20 protein-coding genes are annotated in these 17,957 nt (G+C 59.7%); 9 read left to right on the plus strand and 11 right to left on the minus strand.

The features are described 5' to 3' along the window. Window positions 1–128: 128 nt before the first annotated feature. The gene (locus ATH90_RS20740) at window positions 129–734 is read right to left on the minus strand and encodes a tRNA-uridine aminocarboxypropyltransferase (protein WP_098467182.1); all 606 of its coding nucleotides are present in this window, start codon (window positions 732–734) and stop codon (window positions 129–131) included. Window positions 735–741: 7 nt separating this feature from the next. After that, window positions 742–1,635, minus strand: coding sequence for a LysR family transcriptional regulator (locus tag ATH90_RS20745; protein ID WP_069077960.1), 894 nt, complete (start codon window positions 1,633–1,635; stop codon window positions 742–744). A gap of 246 nt (window positions 1,636–1,881) precedes the next feature. On the opposite strand from ATH90_RS20745, the gene speB reads away from it, so the two are divergent. From speB to ATH90_RS20765, 4 genes are read left to right on the plus strand one after another with little or no spacing between them, the layout of a single operon-like run. Beyond that, window positions 1,882–2,832, plus strand: a complete 951-nt coding sequence (gene speB / locus ATH90_RS20750; RefSeq protein WP_034108065.1) for an agmatinase — start codon at window positions 1,882–1,884, stop codon at window positions 2,830–2,832. Beyond that, on the plus strand, window positions 2,832–3,254 hold the full coding sequence (locus tag ATH90_RS20755) for a YybH family protein (protein ID WP_069077961.1): 423 nt from the start codon (window positions 2,832–2,834) through the stop codon (window positions 3,252–3,254). Before speB ends, ATH90_RS20755 begins: the two co-directional genes overlap by 1 nt. A gap of 21 nt (window positions 3,255–3,275) precedes the next feature. Then, the gene (locus ATH90_RS20760) at window positions 3,276–4,787 is read left to right on the plus strand and encodes a purine-cytosine permease family protein (RefSeq protein ID WP_034108069.1); all 1,512 of its coding nucleotides are present in this window, start codon (window positions 3,276–3,278) and stop codon (window positions 4,785–4,787) included. Between the two features lie 34 nt (window positions 4,788–4,821). Then, window positions 4,822–6,204 carry a sodium:solute symporter family protein gene (locus ATH90_RS20765; protein WP_034108071.1) on the plus strand — a complete coding sequence of 461 codons (1,383 nt, stop codon included), beginning with the start codon at window positions 4,822–4,824 and terminating at the stop codon, window positions 6,202–6,204. Between the two features lie 65 nt (window positions 6,205–6,269). On the opposite strand, the gene ATH90_RS20770 is transcribed toward ATH90_RS20765, so the two are convergent. The 5 genes from ATH90_RS20770 to ptrR all read right to left on the minus strand — a co-directional run bounded on the left by ATH90_RS20770 (window position 6,270) and on the right by ptrR (window position 10,407). Beyond that, window positions 6,270–7,838, minus strand: coding sequence for an NAD(P)-dependent oxidoreductase (locus tag ATH90_RS20770; RefSeq protein ID WP_098467183.1), 1,569 nt, complete (start codon window positions 7,836–7,838; stop codon window positions 6,270–6,272). A gap of 201 nt (window positions 7,839–8,039) precedes the next feature. After that, window positions 8,040–8,417 carry a hypothetical protein gene (locus tag ATH90_RS20775; protein WP_069077965.1) on the minus strand — a complete coding sequence of 126 codons (378 nt, stop codon included), beginning with the start codon at window positions 8,415–8,417 and terminating at the stop codon, window positions 8,040–8,042. Further along, entirely contained in the window at window positions 8,414–9,016 is a 603-nt protein-coding gene (locus ATH90_RS20780) for a peptidoglycan recognition protein family protein (RefSeq protein ID WP_034108077.1), read from the minus strand. The genes ATH90_RS20775 and ATH90_RS20780 overlap by 4 nt, the downstream gene beginning before the upstream one ends. A 232-nt stretch (window positions 9,017–9,248) precedes the next feature. Then, a complete protein-coding gene (locus tag ATH90_RS29755) occupies window positions 9,249–9,371 on the minus strand; it encodes a PA1414 family protein (RefSeq protein WP_003193089.1) in 123 nt (40 codons plus the stop codon). 142 nt (window positions 9,372–9,513) lie between these two features. Beyond that, window positions 9,514–10,407, minus strand: a complete 894-nt coding sequence (ptrR, locus tag ATH90_RS20785) for a putrescine utilization regulator PtrR (RefSeq protein WP_034108079.1) — start codon at window positions 10,405–10,407, stop codon at window positions 9,514–9,516. Window positions 10,408–10,510: 103 nt separating this feature from the next. Between ptrR and ATH90_RS20790 the strand changes: the two genes are divergently transcribed. Beyond that, window positions 10,511–11,719 (plus strand): MFS transporter, encoded by a 1,209-nt coding sequence (locus tag ATH90_RS20790; RefSeq protein WP_069077967.1) that lies wholly within the window; start codon window positions 10,511–10,513, stop codon window positions 11,717–11,719. On the opposite strand, the gene ATH90_RS20795 is transcribed toward ATH90_RS20790, so the two are convergent. From ATH90_RS20795 to ATH90_RS20805, 3 genes are all read right to left on the minus strand, one after another. Further along, complete coding sequence (locus ATH90_RS20795) at window positions 11,631–13,073, minus strand: NCS1 family nucleobase:cation symporter-1 (RefSeq protein WP_034108085.1); 1,443 nt, start codon at window positions 13,071–13,073, stop codon at window positions 11,631–11,633. The genes ATH90_RS20790 and ATH90_RS20795 overlap by 89 nt on opposite strands. A gap of 199 nt (window positions 13,074–13,272) precedes the next feature. Continuing rightward, on the minus strand, window positions 13,273–13,671 hold the full coding sequence (locus tag ATH90_RS20800) for a DUF2177 family protein (protein WP_034108086.1): 399 nt from the start codon (window positions 13,669–13,671) through the stop codon (window positions 13,273–13,275). Window positions 13,672–13,781: 110 nt separating this feature from the next. Next, on the minus strand, window positions 13,782–14,618 hold the full coding sequence (locus tag ATH90_RS20805) for a CvfB family protein (RefSeq protein ID WP_034108087.1): 837 nt from the start codon (window positions 14,616–14,618) through the stop codon (window positions 13,782–13,784). Between the two features lie 323 nt (window positions 14,619–14,941). On the opposite strand from ATH90_RS20805, the gene ATH90_RS20810 reads away from it, so the two are divergent. The 3 genes from ATH90_RS20810 to ATH90_RS20820 all read left to right on the plus strand — a co-directional run bounded on the left by ATH90_RS20810 (window position 14,942) and on the right by ATH90_RS20820 (window position 16,982). Further along, a complete protein-coding gene (locus ATH90_RS20810; RefSeq protein WP_003193095.1) occupies window positions 14,942–15,121 on the plus strand; it encodes a hypothetical protein in 180 nt (59 codons plus the stop codon). Between the two features lie 206 nt (window positions 15,122–15,327). After that, window positions 15,328–16,050 carry a TorF family putative porin gene (locus ATH90_RS20815; RefSeq protein WP_034108089.1) on the plus strand — a complete coding sequence of 241 codons (723 nt, stop codon included), beginning with the start codon at window positions 15,328–15,330 and terminating at the stop codon, window positions 16,048–16,050. Window positions 16,051–16,115: 65 nt separating this feature from the next. Next, window positions 16,116–16,982 (plus strand): DUF6279 family lipoprotein, encoded by an 867-nt coding sequence (locus tag ATH90_RS20820; protein WP_098467184.1) that lies wholly within the window; start codon window positions 16,116–16,118, stop codon window positions 16,980–16,982. Window positions 16,983–17,093: 111 nt separating this feature from the next. On the opposite strand, the gene ATH90_RS20825 is transcribed toward ATH90_RS20820, so the two are convergent. Beyond that, on the minus strand, window positions 17,094–17,483 hold the full coding sequence (locus ATH90_RS20825) for a transcriptional regulator (protein ID WP_098467185.1): 390 nt from the start codon (window positions 17,481–17,483) through the stop codon (window positions 17,094–17,096). Between the two features lie 153 nt (window positions 17,484–17,636). Between ATH90_RS20825 and ATH90_RS20830 the strand changes: the two genes are divergently transcribed. Then, the gene (locus tag ATH90_RS20830) at window positions 17,637–17,912 is read left to right on the plus strand and encodes a hypothetical protein (RefSeq protein WP_098467186.1); all 276 of its coding nucleotides are present in this window, start codon (window positions 17,637–17,639) and stop codon (window positions 17,910–17,912) included. Window positions 17,913–17,957 lie beyond the last annotated feature (45 nt).

Consider the following 17,957-nt stretch of genomic DNA (forward strand, 5'->3'; position numbering starts at 1 on the left):
TAAAGGAATAAGCAGGGACTGTGTCGACTGGGAGGACGCTATCGCAGGCGAGCCAGCTCCCACAGAGATCGTGGGATCAACCTGGAATCTGCGAAGCGGCCCCCTCCATGCAGGCGCTGGCTTGCCTGCTACTGCATCTGTCCGTCGCCATGATTCTTGCGAAATATCTCGTGCCCCATCGCTGCGATCTGCCCCTCGATCAATGCATCAAAAGGTCTGAGCAACGGCTCGAATGAAGTCGGCGCTTCCAACACCTGCAATGCCTGCACAATCGCCTCCACGGTCGACAGCGCACCCGGACCAGGCGCCTTGCGCAGCCGATAGCGGGACACGGCGCCCTCTGCCACTGTCACTCGGGGCAACGCCGCCAGCAATGGATTGAGGTGCAACAGTTTGCGCGCCTTGCGCCAAGTACCATCAGGCACTACCAGTAACAAGGGTTGATCCCCCGGTACGTAGGCCTGCAGCGGCTGCGCATCGTCCGCCGGAAACAGCAGGCGCGCCTGATAACCGGGCGGGTTCAACAAGGTTGGCAGATCATCGAATACCTCACCCACCACGCACTGCGCATTCTTCAAGCCCAGCGCCGCCAGCCGCGCGGTATTCAGGGCGTGGTTGACCTCGCTCGGGTGCTGCAACAGCAACACCCGCGTGCGGCTGTCGAGGCTGGGGATCAGCGCGCACAAGCAATGGGCAGTGGGCCGCAGGCAGCGGGGGCATCGGGGTCTGGACATGGTGTTTTCAGGCCTGGTTGAGCTGGGTCTTGAGCAAGTCGCGGAAGGTCTGGATCAGTGGTTCACGGCTACGGCCACGCCGCATGATCATCGAGAACGGCGCCTGGTAGCCAAAGGTCGCCGGCAGTAATACGCGCAAATCCCCCTTGTCGGCCCAGGCCTGGGCGTAATGTTCGGGCAGGTAGCCGATATAGGCGCCGGACAGCACCAGGATCAGCTGTGCCTCCATACTTTCCACCGTCGCGGCGCTGTGCTTGAAACCGTGGCGCGCCAACTCGGCCTGGCTCCAGTAGCCGCGACCGACCATGCGTTGCTGGGTGATCACCTGTTCGGGGATTCGCCGCTCGTTGAACAGCGGGTGCCGGGTACTGCAATACAGCCAGTGCTGTTCGCGGTAGAGCGGCATGTAGATCAACCCGCTCATGCGATTGGAAAAGGCGCCGATGGCCAAGTCCAGGCGATTGTCCTGCACACCGAGTTGCAGCTCATAGGGACTCATCACCGACAAATGCAAGTGCACCGCCGGGTGCTCAAGGGTGTAGGCACCGATGACTTCGGCGAACGGCAGGGCTTTGTCGCTGACCGTCGAGTCGAGCACACCGAGCTTGAGCGTGCCGCGCAACTCGCCTTTCAACGCCGCAGCGTATTGCTCGAAGCCTTCCAGCTCCCCCAGTAACCGCAGGGTTTCCTGATGGAACAGCTCGCCCTTGCTCGTCAGGCTGAAGCCGCCCCGGCCGCGATGGCACAGCACCAGGCCCAACGCTGACTCCAGCTGGCTCATATAAGTGCTGATGGCCGAGGTGGACAGGTTGAGTTCGTGCTGGGCATTGGCAAACCCCTGGTGGCGCACAACGCTGACGAAGATGCGCAGGAGTTTCAGGTCGGGCAAGGCGTTGGCCATGGGTTCTCCAGAAACACACAAAAACCGGCGTGAGCGGGCTTGCTCGCGAATGCGGTGGATCAGTGGAGCTATCTGTGGCTGACACGCCGTATTCGCGAGCAAGCCCGCTCCCACCTTTGAACCGAGTTTACCTCACGCATTAGTTTAGAAAAATCTGAACTAAGTATTTGCCCCTGCCGATTCTTTCGTTTCCACGTATTTCGCAGAATCGGCCCCTAATAAACAAAACAACGATGAGGCACTCCCGTGGACAAGATTTTTCACCAACCACTGGGCGGCAACGAAATGCCGCGCTTTGCCGGCATCGCCACCATGATGCGTCTTCCCCACCTGCAAACGGCCAAGGGCCTGGATGCCGCCTTTGTCGGCGTGCCTCTGGACATCGGCACTTCGCTGCGCGCCGGCACCCGTTTCGGGCCGCGTGAAATCCGCGCCGAATCCGTGATGATCCGCCCCTACAACATGGCCACCGGCGCCGCACCGTTCGATTCACTGTCGGTTGCGGACATCGGTGACGTGGCGATCAACACCTTCAACCTGCTGGACGCCGTGCGCATCATCGAGGAAGCCTACGATGACATCCTCGAGCACGACGTGATCCCGCTGACCCTGGGCGGCGACCACACCATCACCCTGCCGATCCTGCGGGCGATCCACAAGAAGCATGGCAAGGTCGGGCTGGTGCACATCGATGCCCACGCCGATGTGAACGACCATATGTTCGGCGAGAAAATCGCCCACGGCACCACCTTCCGCCGCGCCGTGGAAGAAGGCCTGCTCGATTGTGACCGCGTGGTACAGATCGGCCTGCGCGCCCAGGGCTACACCGCCGAAGACTTCAACTGGAGCCGCAAGCAGGGTTTCCGTGTGGTCCAGGCTGAAGAATGCTGGCACCACTCGCTCGCGCCGCTGATGGCCGAAGTGCGGGAAAAAGTCGGCGGCGGCCCGGTGTACCTGAGCTTTGACATCGATGGCATCGACCCGGCCTGGGCCCCCGGGACCGGCACCCCGGAAATCGGCGGGCTGACCACCATCCAGGCAATCGAGATCATCCGTGGCTGCCAGGGCCTCGACCTGATTGGTTGCGATCTGGTAGAAGTTTCGCCGCCCTATGACACCACCGGCAACACCTCGCTGCTGGGCGCCAACCTGCTGTACGAAATGCTCTGCGTACTGCCTGGCGTGGCGCACCGCTGATGAGCACGCACCAAGTGCTGCAAGCCGCCGCCGACCTGGTGGCGGCCTTCGCCCGCAATGACCGCGCCGCCTACTTCGGCGCGTTCACAGTCGACGCCAGCTTTGTGTTCTACACCCTCCCCCAGCCGCTGCTCAGTCGCGATGCCTACCAGGCGTTGTGGGACAGCTGGCGCCGGGACGAGGGGTTCGAGGTGCTGTCATGCACGTCGAGCAACGCCGTTGTCAGCCTGCAGGGTGACGTGGCGATATTTATTCATGACGTGGCCACCGAGCTGCGCATGAACGGGGAGCAATTCAATAGCCAGGAACGCGAGACCATTGTCTTCAAACGGCAAGGACTTGGCGCAGAACAACAAGAAGGCCTGTGGCTGGCCTGTCACGAACATTTGTCCGCTATGCCGGAAGGGCTGCCGCCCCATTAGCCAATGTGATCGGAGCTGATCATGAATAATAAAAACAACGATAAACGTATTCGCAAGATAGAAACCAACGGGGTCGAACAGATCCCGGACGATGAACGTACCGCCGGCCCCAAGGATCTGTTCCGCCTGATCTTCGGCGGTGCCAACACCTTTGCCACCGCCGTACTGGGCTCCTTCCCCGTGCTGTTCGGCCTCTCATTCCAGGCCGGCGCCTGGGCGATTGTGCTAGGCGTGCTGGTGGGTGCGCTGATCCTGGCGCCCATGGGCCTGTTCGGGCCGATCAATGGCACCAACAACGCCGTGTCTTCCGGTGCGCATTTTGGCGTGCACGGGCGGATCGTCGGCTCGTTCCTCTCGCTGCTGACCGCCATTGCGTTCTTCTCACTGTCGGTGTGGAGTTCGGGCGACGCACTGGTCGGCGGTGCGAAGCGCCTGGTTGGCCTGCCGGAAACCGACTTGACCCTGGGCCTGGCCTACGGTGTGTTCGCAATTCTGGTACTGACCGTGTGCATCTACGGCTTTCGCTTCATGCTGTGGGTCAACCGCATTGCGGTGTGGGCGGCGAGCCTGCTGTTCTTGCTGGGCATCTTCGCCTTCGCGCCGGCTTTCGACAGCCACTTCGCCGGCACGGTGGGCCTGGGCCAGACCGGTTTCTGGGCCGCCTTCATCGGCGCCGCGCTGGTGGCCATGAGCAACCCGATTTCCTTCGGTGCGTTCCTGGGCGACTGGTCGCGCTACATCCCGCGTGAAACGCCAAAAATGCGCATCATGCTGGCAGTGGTCCTGGCGCAAATCGCTACCTTGATCCCCTTCCTGTTCGGCCTGGCCACCGCGACCATCGTGGCGATCAAGGCGCCGGACTACATCGCGGCCAATAACTATGTTGGCGGTTTGCTCGCAGTGGCGCCGACCTGGTTCTTCCTGCCGGTGTGCCTGATCGCGGTGATCGGCGGCATGTCCACCGGCACCACCTCGCTGTATGGCACGGGCCTGGACATGTCCAGCGTGTTCCCGCGGCTGCTGTCGCGGGTCAAGGCCACCTTGCTGATCGGGGTGATGTCGATTGCCTTCATCTTTATCGGACGTTTCGCCGCCAACCTGGTGCAGAGCGTGTCGACCTTCGCCGTGCTGATCATCACCTGCACCACGCCGTGGATGGTGATGATGATCATCGGCCTGATCGTGCGCCGCGGCTTCTACTGCCCGGATGACCTGCAGGTGTTCACCCGCGGTGAAACCGGTGGCCGCTACTGGTTCAGCCATGGCTGGAACTGGCGTGGCCTGGGCGCGTGGATTCCGAGTGCGCTGGTGGGCCTGTGCTTCGTCAACCTGCCGGGGCAGTTCGTCGGGCCACTGGGCAACCTGGCCGACGGCATCGATATCAGCCTGCCGGTAACCCTGGGACTGGCCTCGGTGGTGTACCTGACCTTGCTTCGCGTGTTCCCGGAACCGGCGGCCGTATACGGGCCGACCGACCCCCGCAGCAAGCGCATGGATGCGCACGTTAAACCGGCGCTGCAACAGGCCGCCTGATCCCCATAAAAACGATAATCGGAGACTCGCCGTCATGGCTTTGGATTTATTCGTCGTACTCATCTACGCCGCCGGCATGCTCGTGCTCGGCTATTACGGCATGCGCCGCGCCAAGACCCACGAGGACTACCTGGTAGCCGGGCGAAACCTCGGCCCGTCGCTGTACATGGGCACTATGGCCGCCACGGTCTTGGGCGGCGCGTCCACCGTCGGCACCGTGCGCCTGGGCTACGTGCATGGCATCTCCGGCTTCTGGCTGTGTGCCGCGCTGGGCATGGGCATCATTGCGCTAAACCTGTTCCTGGCCAAGCCGCTGTTGAAGCTGAAGATCTTCACCGTGACCCAGGTCCTCGAAAAACGCTACAACCCCATGGCCCGACAGGCCAGCGCCGTGATCATGCTGGCCTACGCGCTGATGATCGGCGTGACCTCGATCCTGGCCATCGGGACCGTGCTGCAAGTGCTGTTCGGCCTGCCGTTCTGGATCTCGGTATTGCTCGGCGGTGGTGTCGTGGTGGTGTACTCGACCATTGGCGGCATGTGGTCGCTGACCCTGACCGATATCGTGCAGTTCGTGATCAAGACCGTCGGCCTGATGTTCATCCTGCTGCCGATCTGCCTGTACCGCGTTGGCGGCTGGGACGAGCTGGTGGCCAAGCTGCCCGCGTCGAGCTTCAGCTTCACCGCGATCGGCTGGGACACGATCATCACCTACTTCATGATCTACTTCTTCGGCATCCTGATCGGCCAGGACATCTGGCAGCGGGTATTCACCGCGCGTGACGAAAAGGTCGCCAAGTATGCAGGCACGTTCGCCGGCTTCTACTGCATCCTCTACGGCCTGGCGTGTGCACTGATCGGCATGGCCGCGCACGTGCTGATCCCGGACCTGGATAACGTCAACAACGCATTCGCAGCCATTGTGAAAATGTCGCTGCCCGACGGCATCCGTGGCCTGGTGATCGCCGCTGCTCTCGCGGCGATGATGTCCACCGCCAGCGCCGGCCTCCTCGCCGCCTCCACCGTGCTGACCGAAGACCTGCTGCCGCGCCTGCGTGGCGGCAAACAGTCGAGCCTGGCCGTCAACCGCCTGTTCACGATGCTGACCGGTATTGCCGTGCTGGGGATCGCATTGGTGGTGAGCGACGTGATCAGCGCACTCACCCTGGCGTACAACCTGCTGGTGGGCGGTATGTTGATCCCGCTGATCGGCGCGATCTTCTGGAAACGCGCGACGACATCGGGTGCGATCACCTCCATGACCCTGGGCTTTGTGACGGCGCTGGTGTTTATGTTCAAGGATGGCTTGGATGCAAACACGCCGATCTACTACAGCCTGGCGATTGGCTTGGTGAGTTTTGTGCTGGTGAGCTTGCTGTCGCGCCGACCAGAGGGCGTGGCGGCTCGCGCGGCTTGAGAGCGCGCGGGGTTTAAAGCGGTTTCTTCAGCGGGCACGACGTCGGAGGTCGTGCCCGTTTTTTTTCATTGATACAGTGCCGAACTCGCAGCAGCTTTTACCTGGATGATTTCCTGGACCAGGCAGGCCCAGATCAACCCAAGTGTTATGCACTCGGAATATGTTGCCCCGTCCACAATCAGGTTGGATGCGACGCAATGGACTATCGAAATTCCATCCAGCGCCCCTCCCCCCTGCGCAGTGATCACGAACTGCTCCCTGCTCAGCTCTGCAATTTGCACCAGGCCCAGATGCTGGGGAAGGAATTCAACCCCAGACCGGAGCAACAGCGACGTAATCCCAGCCAGGAAACAGCTGGATTCCAGACCGTCTGCTGATGCATCAATCGAAGGATTGTCCGCCAGGAGCTTTTCAAACAGCTCGATGCCTACGCCGTTGAACTCGTCAGTCAAATACCGATTCGCGAGCAGTAGGTAATCGTCATGCTGCGCATTGGCAGTCGTCATCACAGACCCTCGACCGACTCCATCGTTGGCCTGACTTCCCTCGTATACTGTGACCCGATAATTTGCCAGGCGGAACATCAAGGCTTGCAGCAGGCCGTTGATACCTCGACCGATGATGGAGACGCAGGGCGCATCGGCAGAGGCGTGCTGGGCGGGGATCATCAATGACTGCGCGCGCTTGCGCCTGACTATGCCGTGCAAGGCCTTCAAGCTCAACTGCACTGAAACGGCGCAATCTAGGTCGCACTGGCAAGCTTCGGTGGTGGCCGCGTGTGTAGTCAGCGTCGCGGGCTTACGCCAGGTGGAGACACTGCAACCGAGCGCTTGCGTGCGCATCCGAAATGCATCCAATGCCCCGGGGGCACAGTCCAGTACAAGCTGGGTGTGTTCGGCAATTGCCAGGGTTTGCAACGCGTCATCACTGAAGATATCCGGTTTGGAGACACAGACCAGGCGAGCGACTTTGTCCATACGCTGAATCAGGGCTCTCTCAATGCGATAAGCGGCGTCACCCTTCAGGGATAAGCAAAGGGGGACAGCACAGGCCCCCTCCAGCGCCTCGGACCAGTCCTCCACGAATGACACTCGACTGTTAATATTGCCCGCTGAACGGCCGTGTCTATCCACTACTTTGACCCGGACCTCCGGATCACGATCAAGTAAGCGTTTGACAAGCTCTTTACCCACATTGCCGTATCCCAGCACACAGATATCAGGAGGTAGGGAGCCATCGGCCCGCTTCAACCAGTGCGCGATATAGACAGCGATATGCGACGCTTCAACCCCTGGCGTGTTGCCGACTCGGATACCCTTGGACTCGCACAAATTCAGCCGTACGTTATCCAGGCTGTTGCCTCTGCGGATTAAATGGAGGTCCCCAAAAGGGTGGGATATACGCCATTGCTCAATGACATCGGCATCGATGGCTTGGCCGCCGACAATCATCATCGATGGACGCAAGAGCCCGATCTGGATAAGCAGTGCCTGTTTGCCGATCGTCGGGGGAAGAAACACGACGTTATCGGGCGCCCGTGCCTTCCAACCCCTCGAGGCCGGTGCGATATGCAGAATATTGCCGGTTGTGGCGATAAGTGACGCGGCGACGGGCGGAACTGAAGAGAGCAACATAGATGTGTCTCCAACCGTTCTGACTGATGCCCAAAAGGGGCGTTCAATCACGTTGGGGCGCTGTAAAAATGCGCTGGCGTTTTAACCTATGCGTATCTCTCGAATGGGATAAGCCAGCCAATTCTGACTGTCAGGTAGTCCAATTCCGACCATAAGACGCCAAAGCCTGACGGATAGATTCCTTGGGGTTGTTCCGCACCCTTACCGCGTTGACCTTCCAAACAAATCACCGCACGCCTTGCAGCCGAAAAAATACAGCTCGGTTGCCGGGCACTCGATCTCCCCTGTCGCGCCCGCCCTCACTCGCCAAATACAGGCCTTGCCGCGATATTTCAGCGTGCCTTCCAGGTAACAAGGCGCCCAGTCGTACTCGTCATGCAGCGTGCGCCCATCAATAGGCTCAGCGCGCTTGAAGAAGGATGCGATCTCGCCCTCATCCAGCGCAACGTCACGGGGTCGACAGCGTTCGGGCTCGCCAGAGCGAAAATTCGATATGGAAATTTCGTCAATATCTGGAGGGGAAGCTGCGCACCCGGCGAGTATTACCCACACGCCAAACAACCATGGCCGTAGGCTCATTGCCACACCGCGCTGCTGGCTTCGCCTGGGTGTTTGTAGGCGATTTGCGGATGCGTGTAGACGTCTTCGGGGGTCAGGCCGAAATGACCATACAACTCTGCCACCAACCACTGCAGCGCTTGATTCTGCAGGGCAGTCACCTCTTCGTAACGGGCAGCATCCAGATGCTTGCCAACCAATTCAATCCCCAAGGAATCCGCGTTCATCGGGTATCGCTCAGGGTAGTCCTTGGTGCGCTCATAGCGGTCCAGCGCGCGAATCTGCAACGTCCAAGTGAGCGCTTGGATTGTCTGAATTTGCGCGGTGTCGCACTTGGCCTGATCAGTGGCCAGGCATTTGGAACGCAGGTAGCGACCCACGTGGTAACAGCGTTTTTTGAGGCTGGCCGTCTGGTAGATCACACCATTTTTCTCAATGAGAAAATGCGCCCCGCTTCCCTTGGCCAGGTAACCGTTGAAGGTGTGCTGGGCGGTTGGGGCGTCCGTTTGATGGACCACCAGCGCGCTCACGCCGCGCAAATCACCGTGTTCGATCGTTTGAAACCGACGGGGTTTGACCCTGTCGGACATCAACATTCCTTCGTTATCAATGCGCGACATTCCAATGCCCATTCATCCATGTGAAGGCGAAAATATAGAAGGACGAGCGGGAAAAGGGCACGGATGACGGAATAAGAAGAAGTCTCTGACGACGAGACGCGCAACGTCAGATAATTGCGGGCAGTACGAAATGAACAACGGCTGCACTCGAATAACAGGGACTGGAACACGCCCTGTTGAATGCCCCACGGTGCAGCGCCCGCGCGACGGGATCGCGTGAGCGCTTCACGACTTACCTGCGACGTGGGCGACGCTGCTCGTCATCTGTGCGAATAGGCACCGGCTGCAGCGGAGGCTCGATCAAGCCCAGTGCAACACCCAGATCATGGAGCCAGTTTTGAATTTTCTCTTTCATGGTTGCCCCCTTTGAGGGTAATGCTGGTAGGCGCAAGTTCTGTCGCCTTTTCCTACACTGATAGTAGCCCTAAGTCCTACGTATTGCTTGAACGAAACCACAACGAACTATTACTGAATTGATCCAAATCCTGACGGATCGTTCAAGCAATCGCTCGTGCGTCTTGCAGGACCTTGGCCTTGCCCTCTTGCTGCAGGTCGATCCATGCGTTGAGGTTAGCGCCGAGCATACCCTTTCGCCACATCAGCCAGGTTGTCGCAGTAGCAAAAGGCCCTGTCAGCGGATGAACGGACACACTGTCCTTGCCTGGCAGGCTGGCGAGCATGGATTCAGACATCAACGCCACCCCGGATCCAGCGATCACGCAGGCGAGCATGCCTTGATACGACTCGATCTCAATCGCCCGGCCCATGGCCACCCGCTCGTGGGAAAACCAGGTTTCCAGGCGCGTGCGGTAGGCGCAACTGCGACGGAAGGTGAACACCGAGCGGCCCGCCACGTCCTGCGGCCCGCGTACCGGCGGGTGATCGGCTTCGCAGATCAGCACCAGGCGTTCCTCGCACAGGGCTACGCCGTCCAGGGAGGCGACGGTGATGGGGCCGTCCACAAAGGCAGCATCCAGGCGACCGGTAATCAGGCCTTCGAGCAGCTCGCCGCTGGGTGCCGACTGCACCTGAAGGTTCACCATCGGATAAGCCTTGTGATAACCCGCCAGCAACTTCGGCAAATGAACCGCCGCCGTGCTGTACATGCTACCCAGCACAAAGTCACCAGCCGGTTGCCCACCTTGTACGGCGCCGTGGGCTTCGTCGTGCAGGGCCAGCAGACGGGTGCTGTAGTCCAGCAACACTTTGCCCGCTGGAGAAAGCTGCAAGCGTTGGCGCTCGCGCACGAACAACTCGACCCCAAGTTGTTCCTCCATCTGTTTGAGCCGGGTCGACAGGTTTGACGGCACGCGGTGCAGGCGCTCGGCCGCACGGGTAATGGAGCCCTCTTCCGCCACGGCCTGGAAAATGCGCAATTGACTGAACTCCATACCTTTCTCCAAAACTGAACAAGTTACTCACTATTATTCAATTTTACAGAAAGTCAATCCGCTTTAGCCTGAAGGTATTCGTTTACCCGCAGGAAACTTGACCATGTCCCCTTTGATTCGCTTACTTGCCAGCTTTGTCGCCCTGATGATGGCGATGGGCATTGGCCGCTTCGCCCTCACGCCACAAATGCCGCATCTGCTCAGTGAGGGGCAGATCGACTTGACCGGCGCAGGCCTGATTGCTGCCGCCAATTACTTGGGCTATTTCGTGGGGGCAGTCGATTCGATCTTTGCGCGCAGCCATCACCACGTGCGCGGGCGCTTGTATGGCGGGCTATGGTTGTGTGTGCTGCTGACGCTGGCGTCGTACTGGGCCCATGGGTTCTGGCCACATCTATTGCTGCGCTTTGGTACCGGTGTCGCGAGTGCCTGGGCACTGGTGATGATCACCAGCCTGAGCCAGCCGCTGGCAATTGCTGCCGGGCGTCCGCGCCTGGGTGCGTTGGTATTCGCCGGGCCTGGACTGGGCATTCTGCTGACCGGGTTGCTGGCGCTGGGCTCCAACCTGTTGGGGCAACGCTCGGCAACCTTGTGGCTGGTGTACGGCGCGGTAGCGTTGGTGATGTTGCTGGCGATTTTGCCGTTCCTGCCCAAGCCGTCTGCCGCCGCCATCCCCGACGCCGGCCACTCAGCGGCGGGCAGTAATGGCAGCATCGCGCATTTGTGCTGGATCTACGTGTTGTACGGCCTGGGCTACATCATCCCGGCGACATTCTTGTCGCAGATGGCCAGCGCGCAATTCAGGGGCGCCTGGCAGGCTGACCTGTTCTGGCCGTGCTTTGGCCTGGCGGCCGCGATCGGCGTAGGGGTGGCGACCCTGCGTCGCAAGGATCCAGACACCACCCGCCGCTGGCTGATGACCACGCTGTGGCTGCAGGCGGCCGGCGTATTTGCCTGCCTGCTGGGCAATGGGTGGGGCCTGGCACTTGGGGTGTTGCTATGTGGCGGGCCGTTCCTGGCGTGCATGCAGTTGGTGATGGCACGCTTGCGGGACGTCGCCCCTCACGGCTATCAGCGCAGCACCGGGCTGCTGACCGCGAGCTTTGCCATCGGCCAATTGAGCGGTCCGCTGCTGGCGTCGGTCAGCAGCCACCTGAGCGGTGGCCTGCAACCGGCACTGGTAATCGCCGGCACAGGCTTGCTGGTGGCGGGCTCGGTGCTGGTCAGCCGGCAACCATTGGCGCAGGCACACGCACCTGCTCACGCCGCGCCAGCACCAGGAAAAACAGCCCACCCAGGAAGCACCCGGTAAACCAGGCAAAGTTGGCCATGCCCTGCAACGCCGGGGTGAAGGTGATCGCGACGCCCACCAGCGTCGCCGGCACCAGCGCCTTGACTGCCGTCCAGTTCACGCCGCCGTCGAAGTAGTAGCGCCCGCTTGGGCTGTCGTCAAACAGCGCATCCACGTCAATCTTCTGCTTTTTGATCAAGTAGAAATCCACCAGCAGAATCCCGAACAGCGGCCCGATGAAGGCTGCGAGGATATCCAGTGTGTAGTGAATCATCAGCGGGTTATTGAACAGGTTCCACGGGGTGATGAAGATCGATGCCACGGCAGCGATCATCCCGCCCGCGCGCCAACTGATTTTGCTCGGTGCGACGTTGGCGAAGTCAAACGCCGGGGAGACGAAGTTGGCGACGATATTGATGCCAATGGTCGCGGTGACAAAAGCAAAGGCGCCCAGCAGCACCGCCATGTTGTTATCGATGCGTGAAACCGTGGCGATCGGGTCATGAAGCATTTCACCAAACACCGGCAAGGTGCCCGAGACGATCACGACGGTCACCAGGGAAAATGCCAGGAAATTTACCGGCAGCCCCCAGAAGTTGCCGCGCCGCACGTCCTGCATGCTGCGGCAGTACCGGCTGAAGTCGCCGAAATTCAGGGTCGGCCCGGAGAAATACGACACCACCAGCGCCGTCGCCACGATCACCTGGCCAAACGCCTGCCAGCCCGACAATGACTTCTCCGCCAGCGTAAAGCTGATGTTCGACCAACCGGCCTTCCACACGATCCAGCCAGCCAGGGCAAACATTACCGCGTACACCACCGGCCCCGCCCAATCGATAAAACGGCGGATGGACTCCATGCCGGCCCAAAATACCGCCGCTTGCAAAAACCATAGGCTAAGGAAACCAAACCAGCCGAGGTAGGACAGGCCTGCAAAATGCGGCTCTGCGTAAACCGCCATCTGTGGGAAGAAACGCAGCACCACGATGATCAAGGCACTCGAAGCCAGATACGTCTGGATCCCATACCAGGCCACGGCAATTAAGCCGCGAATCACCGCCGGAATATTCGCGCCAAACACACCAAACGCCAGCCGGCAGATCACCGGATAAGGCACGGCGGCCTGCTGGCTCGGCTTGGCCACCAGATTGGCGATCAACTGCACGATACAGATACCCGCAAGCAAGGCGATCAAGACCTGCCAACTGGCCAGGCCCAGGGCGAAAAGGCTGGCGGCAAACACATAACCGCCGACGCTGTGCACGTCGCTCATCCAGAAAGCGAAAATGTTGTACCAGGTCCACTTCTGCGGCAGTGGCCCCAAGTCCTGGTTATACAGGCGCGGGCTGTAGCCTTTGGGCAATTGTTCGGTCATCGCTGGGCTCCTCGAAATACCGGCCTGCGCTTCCGTTGCGGGGGTGCATACGGGAGGCGGCATGGTTTGTATACGAGACAGTCAGCAGAATGCGTGCCAATTGAAGCCAATCCCTCTGGGACGGCGCTCCAAAGGGGTTGATACAGGGCTATAGAATAGGGATACGCTCAGCAACGGTGCACATACATCCTGTACACAATCAGCGGTGCACTCGTTGTGCACACAGGTAACCCACCGTGCAGCATGCGGCGGTCAGGAATGTACCCCAGGCCATGTCCATGACCGCAAGCTGGGCAGACCAGCCTTGCAGCGTGGCCCAGTTGCTCAGGTCATAGGTGCCATAGGCGACCAGGCCCAGCAACGCACCCAAACGTGCGGCACGTTGCCAGCTTGCGCTGGGCAGCACCACAAAGACCACACAGCCAAAGACGTACAACAGATAGAACAGCCCAGCAGGCAATAGGCGGGGTTGATCCAGCATCAGCGAACCCAGCAGGGATCTATAGGTGGGCCCCATGACAACGCCGAGCCAGAGCCCATCCAGGATCAGGAAGGCGATCAACGTGCCGAGGTAGGCGAACAACGATTTCTTGGACATCGATACACCTTCTGTAGGAGCGGGCTTCCAGCAATGGCTTCCGAGAGAACATCCCGAAACCATTGGCATCATCGCCGACAAGCCGGCGCCTACAGAAGAGCAAAACGCACTCAGCTTAGTTCAATGCGATCCGCGTGAATCACGATCTGGCCCTGCTTATACAGCGCACCGATGGCTTTCTTGAAGTTGCCCTTGCTCACGCCGAACACGTTACTGATCACCGCCGGGTCGCTCTTGTCGCTGACCGGCAAGGTGCCGTTGTTTTCACGCAACTTGGCCAGGATCTTCGAGTTCAGGCTGGAGGCCGCTTCCTGGCCAACCGGCTGCAGGCTCAGGCTGATATTGCCGTCGGCGCGGATCTCTTTGATAAAACCTTTTTCTTCCTTGCCCGGGCGCAGGAACTTGAACACTTCGTTCTTGTGGATCAAGCCCCAGTGCTTGTTGTTGATGATCGCCTTGAAACCCATGTCGGTGGCTTCGGCCACCAGCAGGTCGACTTCCTGGCCCACTTGGTAGTTGGCAGGGGTCTTGTCCAGGTAGCGATCCAGGCGTGCAGTGGCGGTGATGCGCTTGGTGTGCTTGTCGAGATAGACGTGCACGACGCAATATTCACCGGCGCTCAACTGACGTTTTTCTTCCGAATACGGCAGCAACAGATCCTTGGGTAAACCCCAGTCGAGGAACACGCCAATACTGTTGACTTCCACCACTTTCAAACTGGCGAATTCGCCAACTTGAACTTTGGGTTTTTCAGTGGTGGCGATAAGTTTGTCATCGCTGTCCAAGTAAATGAAAACGTTAAGCCAGTCTTCATCTTCACTGGGAATATCCTTGGGGATATACCGATTCGGCAAGAGGATTTCACCGTCTTGCGCACCGTCCAGGTACAAACCAAAGTTAGTGTGTTTAACCACTTGCAAACTGTTGTAGCGCCCGACTAAAGCCATTTCCAATACCCTCATTGCGTGGGCGACATTCTACCCGAGTTGCGCCCGCGACGCGCGCGCACCTGAAAAAACGCGGCCTGGCGTGGCCTTCCAGTGGCACGCCCCCGCTCGTCTGATCGATCGGCTGAATTTTCAAGCACTGCCAACCGTCCCCAGCGCCAATGGTTTCCAGTTAAAACAGCAAGTTAGAGGCTTATTTCAAAGATTAACTATGACTGTTTCCGGCCCCGGCACTTATTCCCGGAGGATATTTACCAAGCAATTGTCAAGTATTTCCTGTACGATGCCTGGCCAAGTTAATTTTCTACAGGTTAGTGGCCGCCATGCGCGTAAAAGCATCCAACAGCAAAGCAAAGCCAGCTCCCGCCGTTGAAACCAGCGAGTCGATCAACAGCCAGATTGCTGCGTTCCTCAAGTCCGGCGGCGAAATCCAGCAAATTGCCAAGGGCGTCAGTGGCCAGACATTCGGCCCATCCAAGCAGATCAGCCTGGGTAAAAAGTAATACCGCGCAACACTCCTGGTCCCTACGCGTCTTGCCTTCAAGGCGCTAGGACTAGACCCCGAAACACGATCCCCACCCTTTCACAACCACGCTAATCGACGAACGGGCCTCATCTGCGGGCATTCGCCGGTATGCTTGCACACGTCTAGCACGGGCATCTGCCCGATTTTCTCCGTCACTGCTCCTCGCTTTTCATGGAGTGAAGCATGTTCAAATCCTGCATAGTCCTGGTCGGTGCCCTGGTTGCCAGCCCTCTCGCCGAAGCGCAGATCTTTCAGCGCGAATTGGGCGACTTCGACCTGAAATTAGGCACTACGCCCAGTCGCAGCATGGCCCAGGGCCTGGTCAAGCCGACGTCCCCCGGCAGCGACTCGTTCCACGGCGGGCTGGACCTGAGCCACGACAGCGGCCTGTACTTCGGTCAGTTCTCACCGAACATGGGCCTGTCCTCATCCAGCAACCTCGAAGTCGACTCCTACATGGGGTTCAAACACCCCTTCGACCAGACCTTGGGCTACGAAGTGGGCTTGATCCACTACAGCTACCCCACGCTCAGCCCCCTCGACAGCCAGGAGTTCTACGGCGGCCTGAACCTATTGGGCAATCGCTTTGGCGCATCCTTCAGCAACGACCCGGACCGTCAGGACAGCACCCTGTTCGCCGACCTCGGCGGGACGCAGCCCTTCGGCATCGGGGTCAGCATGAAATACACCACCCACCAGCTGGGTACACCGGTGTCGGTGGACGGCGGCTCCATTCGCACCTTCAGCGACTGGTCAGTGCAGTTCTCCCGCGAGTGGATGGGCGTTGACCTGAACCTTATCTACAGCGATTCCAGCCTGAGCGGCGGAGATTGCTCGGCCTATTCCGGACACAATTCGCAATGCGATGGCCTGTTGACGCTGAAGGCTGCGCGGTCGTTTTATTAATGGGCTGAACTGTCGCACCCGGCGCAGGTTCACATGCAATAACCCACATTGCGAAGGACCCGCCCATGCTGCGTCGGCTCAAATTACTGGTGGTATTACTGACACTGAGCCTCGTGCTCGCTGGCTGTAATCGCGTGGGCCTGGCCTATCGCAACCTGGACGTGATCATCCCTTGGACACTCAACGACTACCTGGACATGAACGCCGGGCAGAAAAGTTGGTTCAACGACACACTCAAGGAGCACCTGGCCTGGCACTGCACCACACAGCTTCCGGGCTACCTGGACTGGCTGGATCGCCTGCAGCAGATGGTCGACGACAACAAGGTCACCGACGCCGCGTTGCAGACCCGCACCACCGAAGCCAAAAAAGCCATTGCTGAAGTCGCCCGCGAAATTACGCCGTCGGCCATTGAGTTGTTGCAAGGGCTGGACGACCAGCAGGTCGCGGAAATGAACGACGCCCTGGCCAAGGACCTGCGCAAGCGCCAGGACGAATACCTCAAGCCGCCGCTGGCCAAGCAGATCCAGCAACGCGCCGAGCGGATGAATAAGCGCCTGGATGCATGGATGGGTCCCCTGAGTGACAGCCAGAAAAACCGGGTCACGGCCTGGTCCATTGGCCTTGGAGAACAAAACCAGCAATGGATCGGCAACCGCGCGCACTGGCAGGCGCAATTTATCGACGCCGTGAAGCACCGCACGGACGCTGATTTCGCGCAGAAGATGCAGCAATTGCTGGTAGATCGGGAAAGCCTATGGACGCCAGAATACCGCGTCGCCTATGCGCAGACCGAAGCCGCAGCACGCAGCCTGATCGTGGATCTGATGGCGCAAAGCACCGTCCAACAGCGACTGAAGCTGACGCAGAAAATCGACGGCGTACGCAGCGACTTCAAGGCGCTTAAATGCCTCAAGGCCACTGCGAGCTAAACAGCGGGGAGCGGGCTTGCTCGCGAAAGCGATGCGTCAGTGCCAATTGCAATGCCTGACACCCGCTTTCGTGAGCACACCCGCCCCCACACTCGCCCGCATGGTGGTCACTCAGGCAATCTGAGCCTTGGACGCCACCTCGGTAAAGGTTGCGGGATCCAGCGCATCCACCTGCTCATCCAGCACCTGACGCGGATGGTCATTGCCGGGAATCGAGCTGTCGATCAGCGCCAACAACTGAGCACCGAGCGCCGTCAGGATGAAATTCTCGCCATTACCGCCCTCTTCCTCGGGGCGTGATTCGATAAAGCCACGCTTGAACAGCAGCGCTTCATAATCCGCGGCGGTCTTCTTGAGCGCGTCGAGGTTGCCGGTGGACTCGCCCGCCGTGGCCTTTTCGGCCGCCTCCTGCTCGGCGTATTTGCGCGGGGCGAAGCTGCCCTCGCCGTTCTGCACTTCATGCAGCAGACGTTCGATCAGATCCCAGTTGTAAGTCGTCATCCTGATTCCTCCTGCAGGCTGGTGGAAAGTAGCCCGTCAAGGTTGTGACAGGTCGCGTCACTGGCCGTTCAGCCGAATAGACGGACGTCATTTCTCTGAACTTTCCAGACGTTCGCGGCCTCAACAGCACATAACCGCCAAGGAGGTCTGCCCATGAAAACCCTGATGAACCTGGCCATCGTCGCCACGCTAGCCGCCGCCCTGCCCGCCTGGGCCTGTACGCCCGATGAGGCCACGGCCAAGCGTGAGCAACTGGCCCAGGAAGTGGCCAAACTGACCGAACAGAACCCGACCAAGGCCAAGGAGATGAACGACGAGCTGCAGAAGATGGACCTGGATACGCAAAGCGCGGAGTTCCCCGACAAATGCCAGTTGATCGACGCCCGGCTCAAGGAACTCAAAGAAGCCGCGGCTAAAGCCAAAAACTGATGGCGAAAAAAAACCGGACAAACGTCCGGTTTTTTTATGTCACAA

The organism is Pseudomonas lurida, assembly GCF_002563895.1.
Classification (GTDB): Bacteria; Pseudomonadota; Gammaproteobacteria; order Pseudomonadales; family Pseudomonadaceae; genus Aquipseudomonas; species Aquipseudomonas lurida.

Excerpts from the sequence above, each read along its gene's own strand:
- ATH90_RS20740 (WP_098467182.1), bottom strand. The coding sequence starts at position 734 with ATGTCCAGACCCCGATGCCCCCGCTGCCTGCGGCCCACTGCCCATTGC.
- ATH90_RS20745 (WP_069077960.1), bottom strand. The coding sequence starts at position 1,635 with ATGGCCAACGCCTTGCCCGACCTGAAACTCCTGCGCATCTTCGTCAGC.
- ATH90_RS20755 (WP_069077961.1), top strand. The coding sequence starts at position 2,832 with ATGAGCACGCACCAAGTGCTGCAAGCCGCCGCCGACCTGGTGGCGGCC.
- ATH90_RS20760 (WP_034108069.1), top strand. The coding sequence starts at position 3,276 with ATGAATAATAAAAACAACGATAAACGTATTCGCAAGATAGAAACCAAC.
- ATH90_RS20765 (WP_034108071.1), top strand. The coding sequence starts at position 4,822 with ATGGCTTTGGATTTATTCGTCGTACTCATCTACGCCGCCGGCATGCTC.
- ATH90_RS20770 (WP_098467183.1), bottom strand. The coding sequence starts at position 7,838 with ATGTTGCTCTCTTCAGTTCCGCCCGTCGCCGCGTCACTTATCGCCACA.
- ATH90_RS20775 (WP_069077965.1), bottom strand. The coding sequence starts at position 8,417 with ATGAGCCTACGGCCATGGTTGTTTGGCGTGTGGGTAATACTCGCCGGG.
- ATH90_RS20780 (WP_034108077.1), bottom strand. The coding sequence starts at position 9,016 with ATGTCGCGCATTGATAACGAAGGAATGTTGATGTCCGACAGGGTCAAA.
- ATH90_RS29755 (WP_003193089.1), bottom strand. The coding sequence starts at position 9,371 with ATGAAAGAGAAAATTCAAAACTGGCTCCATGATCTGGGTGTTGCACTG.
- ptrR (WP_034108079.1), bottom strand. The coding sequence starts at position 10,407 with ATGGAGTTCAGTCAATTGCGCATTTTCCAGGCCGTGGCGGAAGAGGGC.
- ATH90_RS20790 (WP_069077967.1), top strand. The coding sequence starts at position 10,511 with ATGTCCCCTTTGATTCGCTTACTTGCCAGCTTTGTCGCCCTGATGATG.
- ATH90_RS20795 (WP_034108085.1), bottom strand. The coding sequence starts at position 13,073 with ATGACCGAACAATTGCCCAAAGGCTACAGCCCGCGCCTGTATAACCAG.
- ATH90_RS20800 (WP_034108086.1), bottom strand. The coding sequence starts at position 13,671 with ATGTCCAAGAAATCGTTGTTCGCCTACCTCGGCACGTTGATCGCCTTC.
- ATH90_RS20805 (WP_034108087.1), bottom strand. The coding sequence starts at position 14,618 with ATGGCTTTAGTCGGGCGCTACAACAGTTTGCAAGTGGTTAAACACACT.
- ATH90_RS20810 (WP_003193095.1), top strand. The coding sequence starts at position 14,942 with ATGCGCGTAAAAGCATCCAACAGCAAAGCAAAGCCAGCTCCCGCCGTT.
- ATH90_RS20815 (WP_034108089.1), top strand. The coding sequence starts at position 15,328 with ATGTTCAAATCCTGCATAGTCCTGGTCGGTGCCCTGGTTGCCAGCCCT.
- ATH90_RS20820 (WP_098467184.1), top strand. The coding sequence starts at position 16,116 with ATGCTGCGTCGGCTCAAATTACTGGTGGTATTACTGACACTGAGCCTC.
- ATH90_RS20825 (WP_098467185.1), bottom strand. The coding sequence starts at position 17,483 with ATGACGACTTACAACTGGGATCTGATCGAACGTCTGCTGCATGAAGTG.
- ATH90_RS20830 (WP_098467186.1), top strand. The coding sequence starts at position 17,637 with ATGAAAACCCTGATGAACCTGGCCATCGTCGCCACGCTAGCCGCCGCC.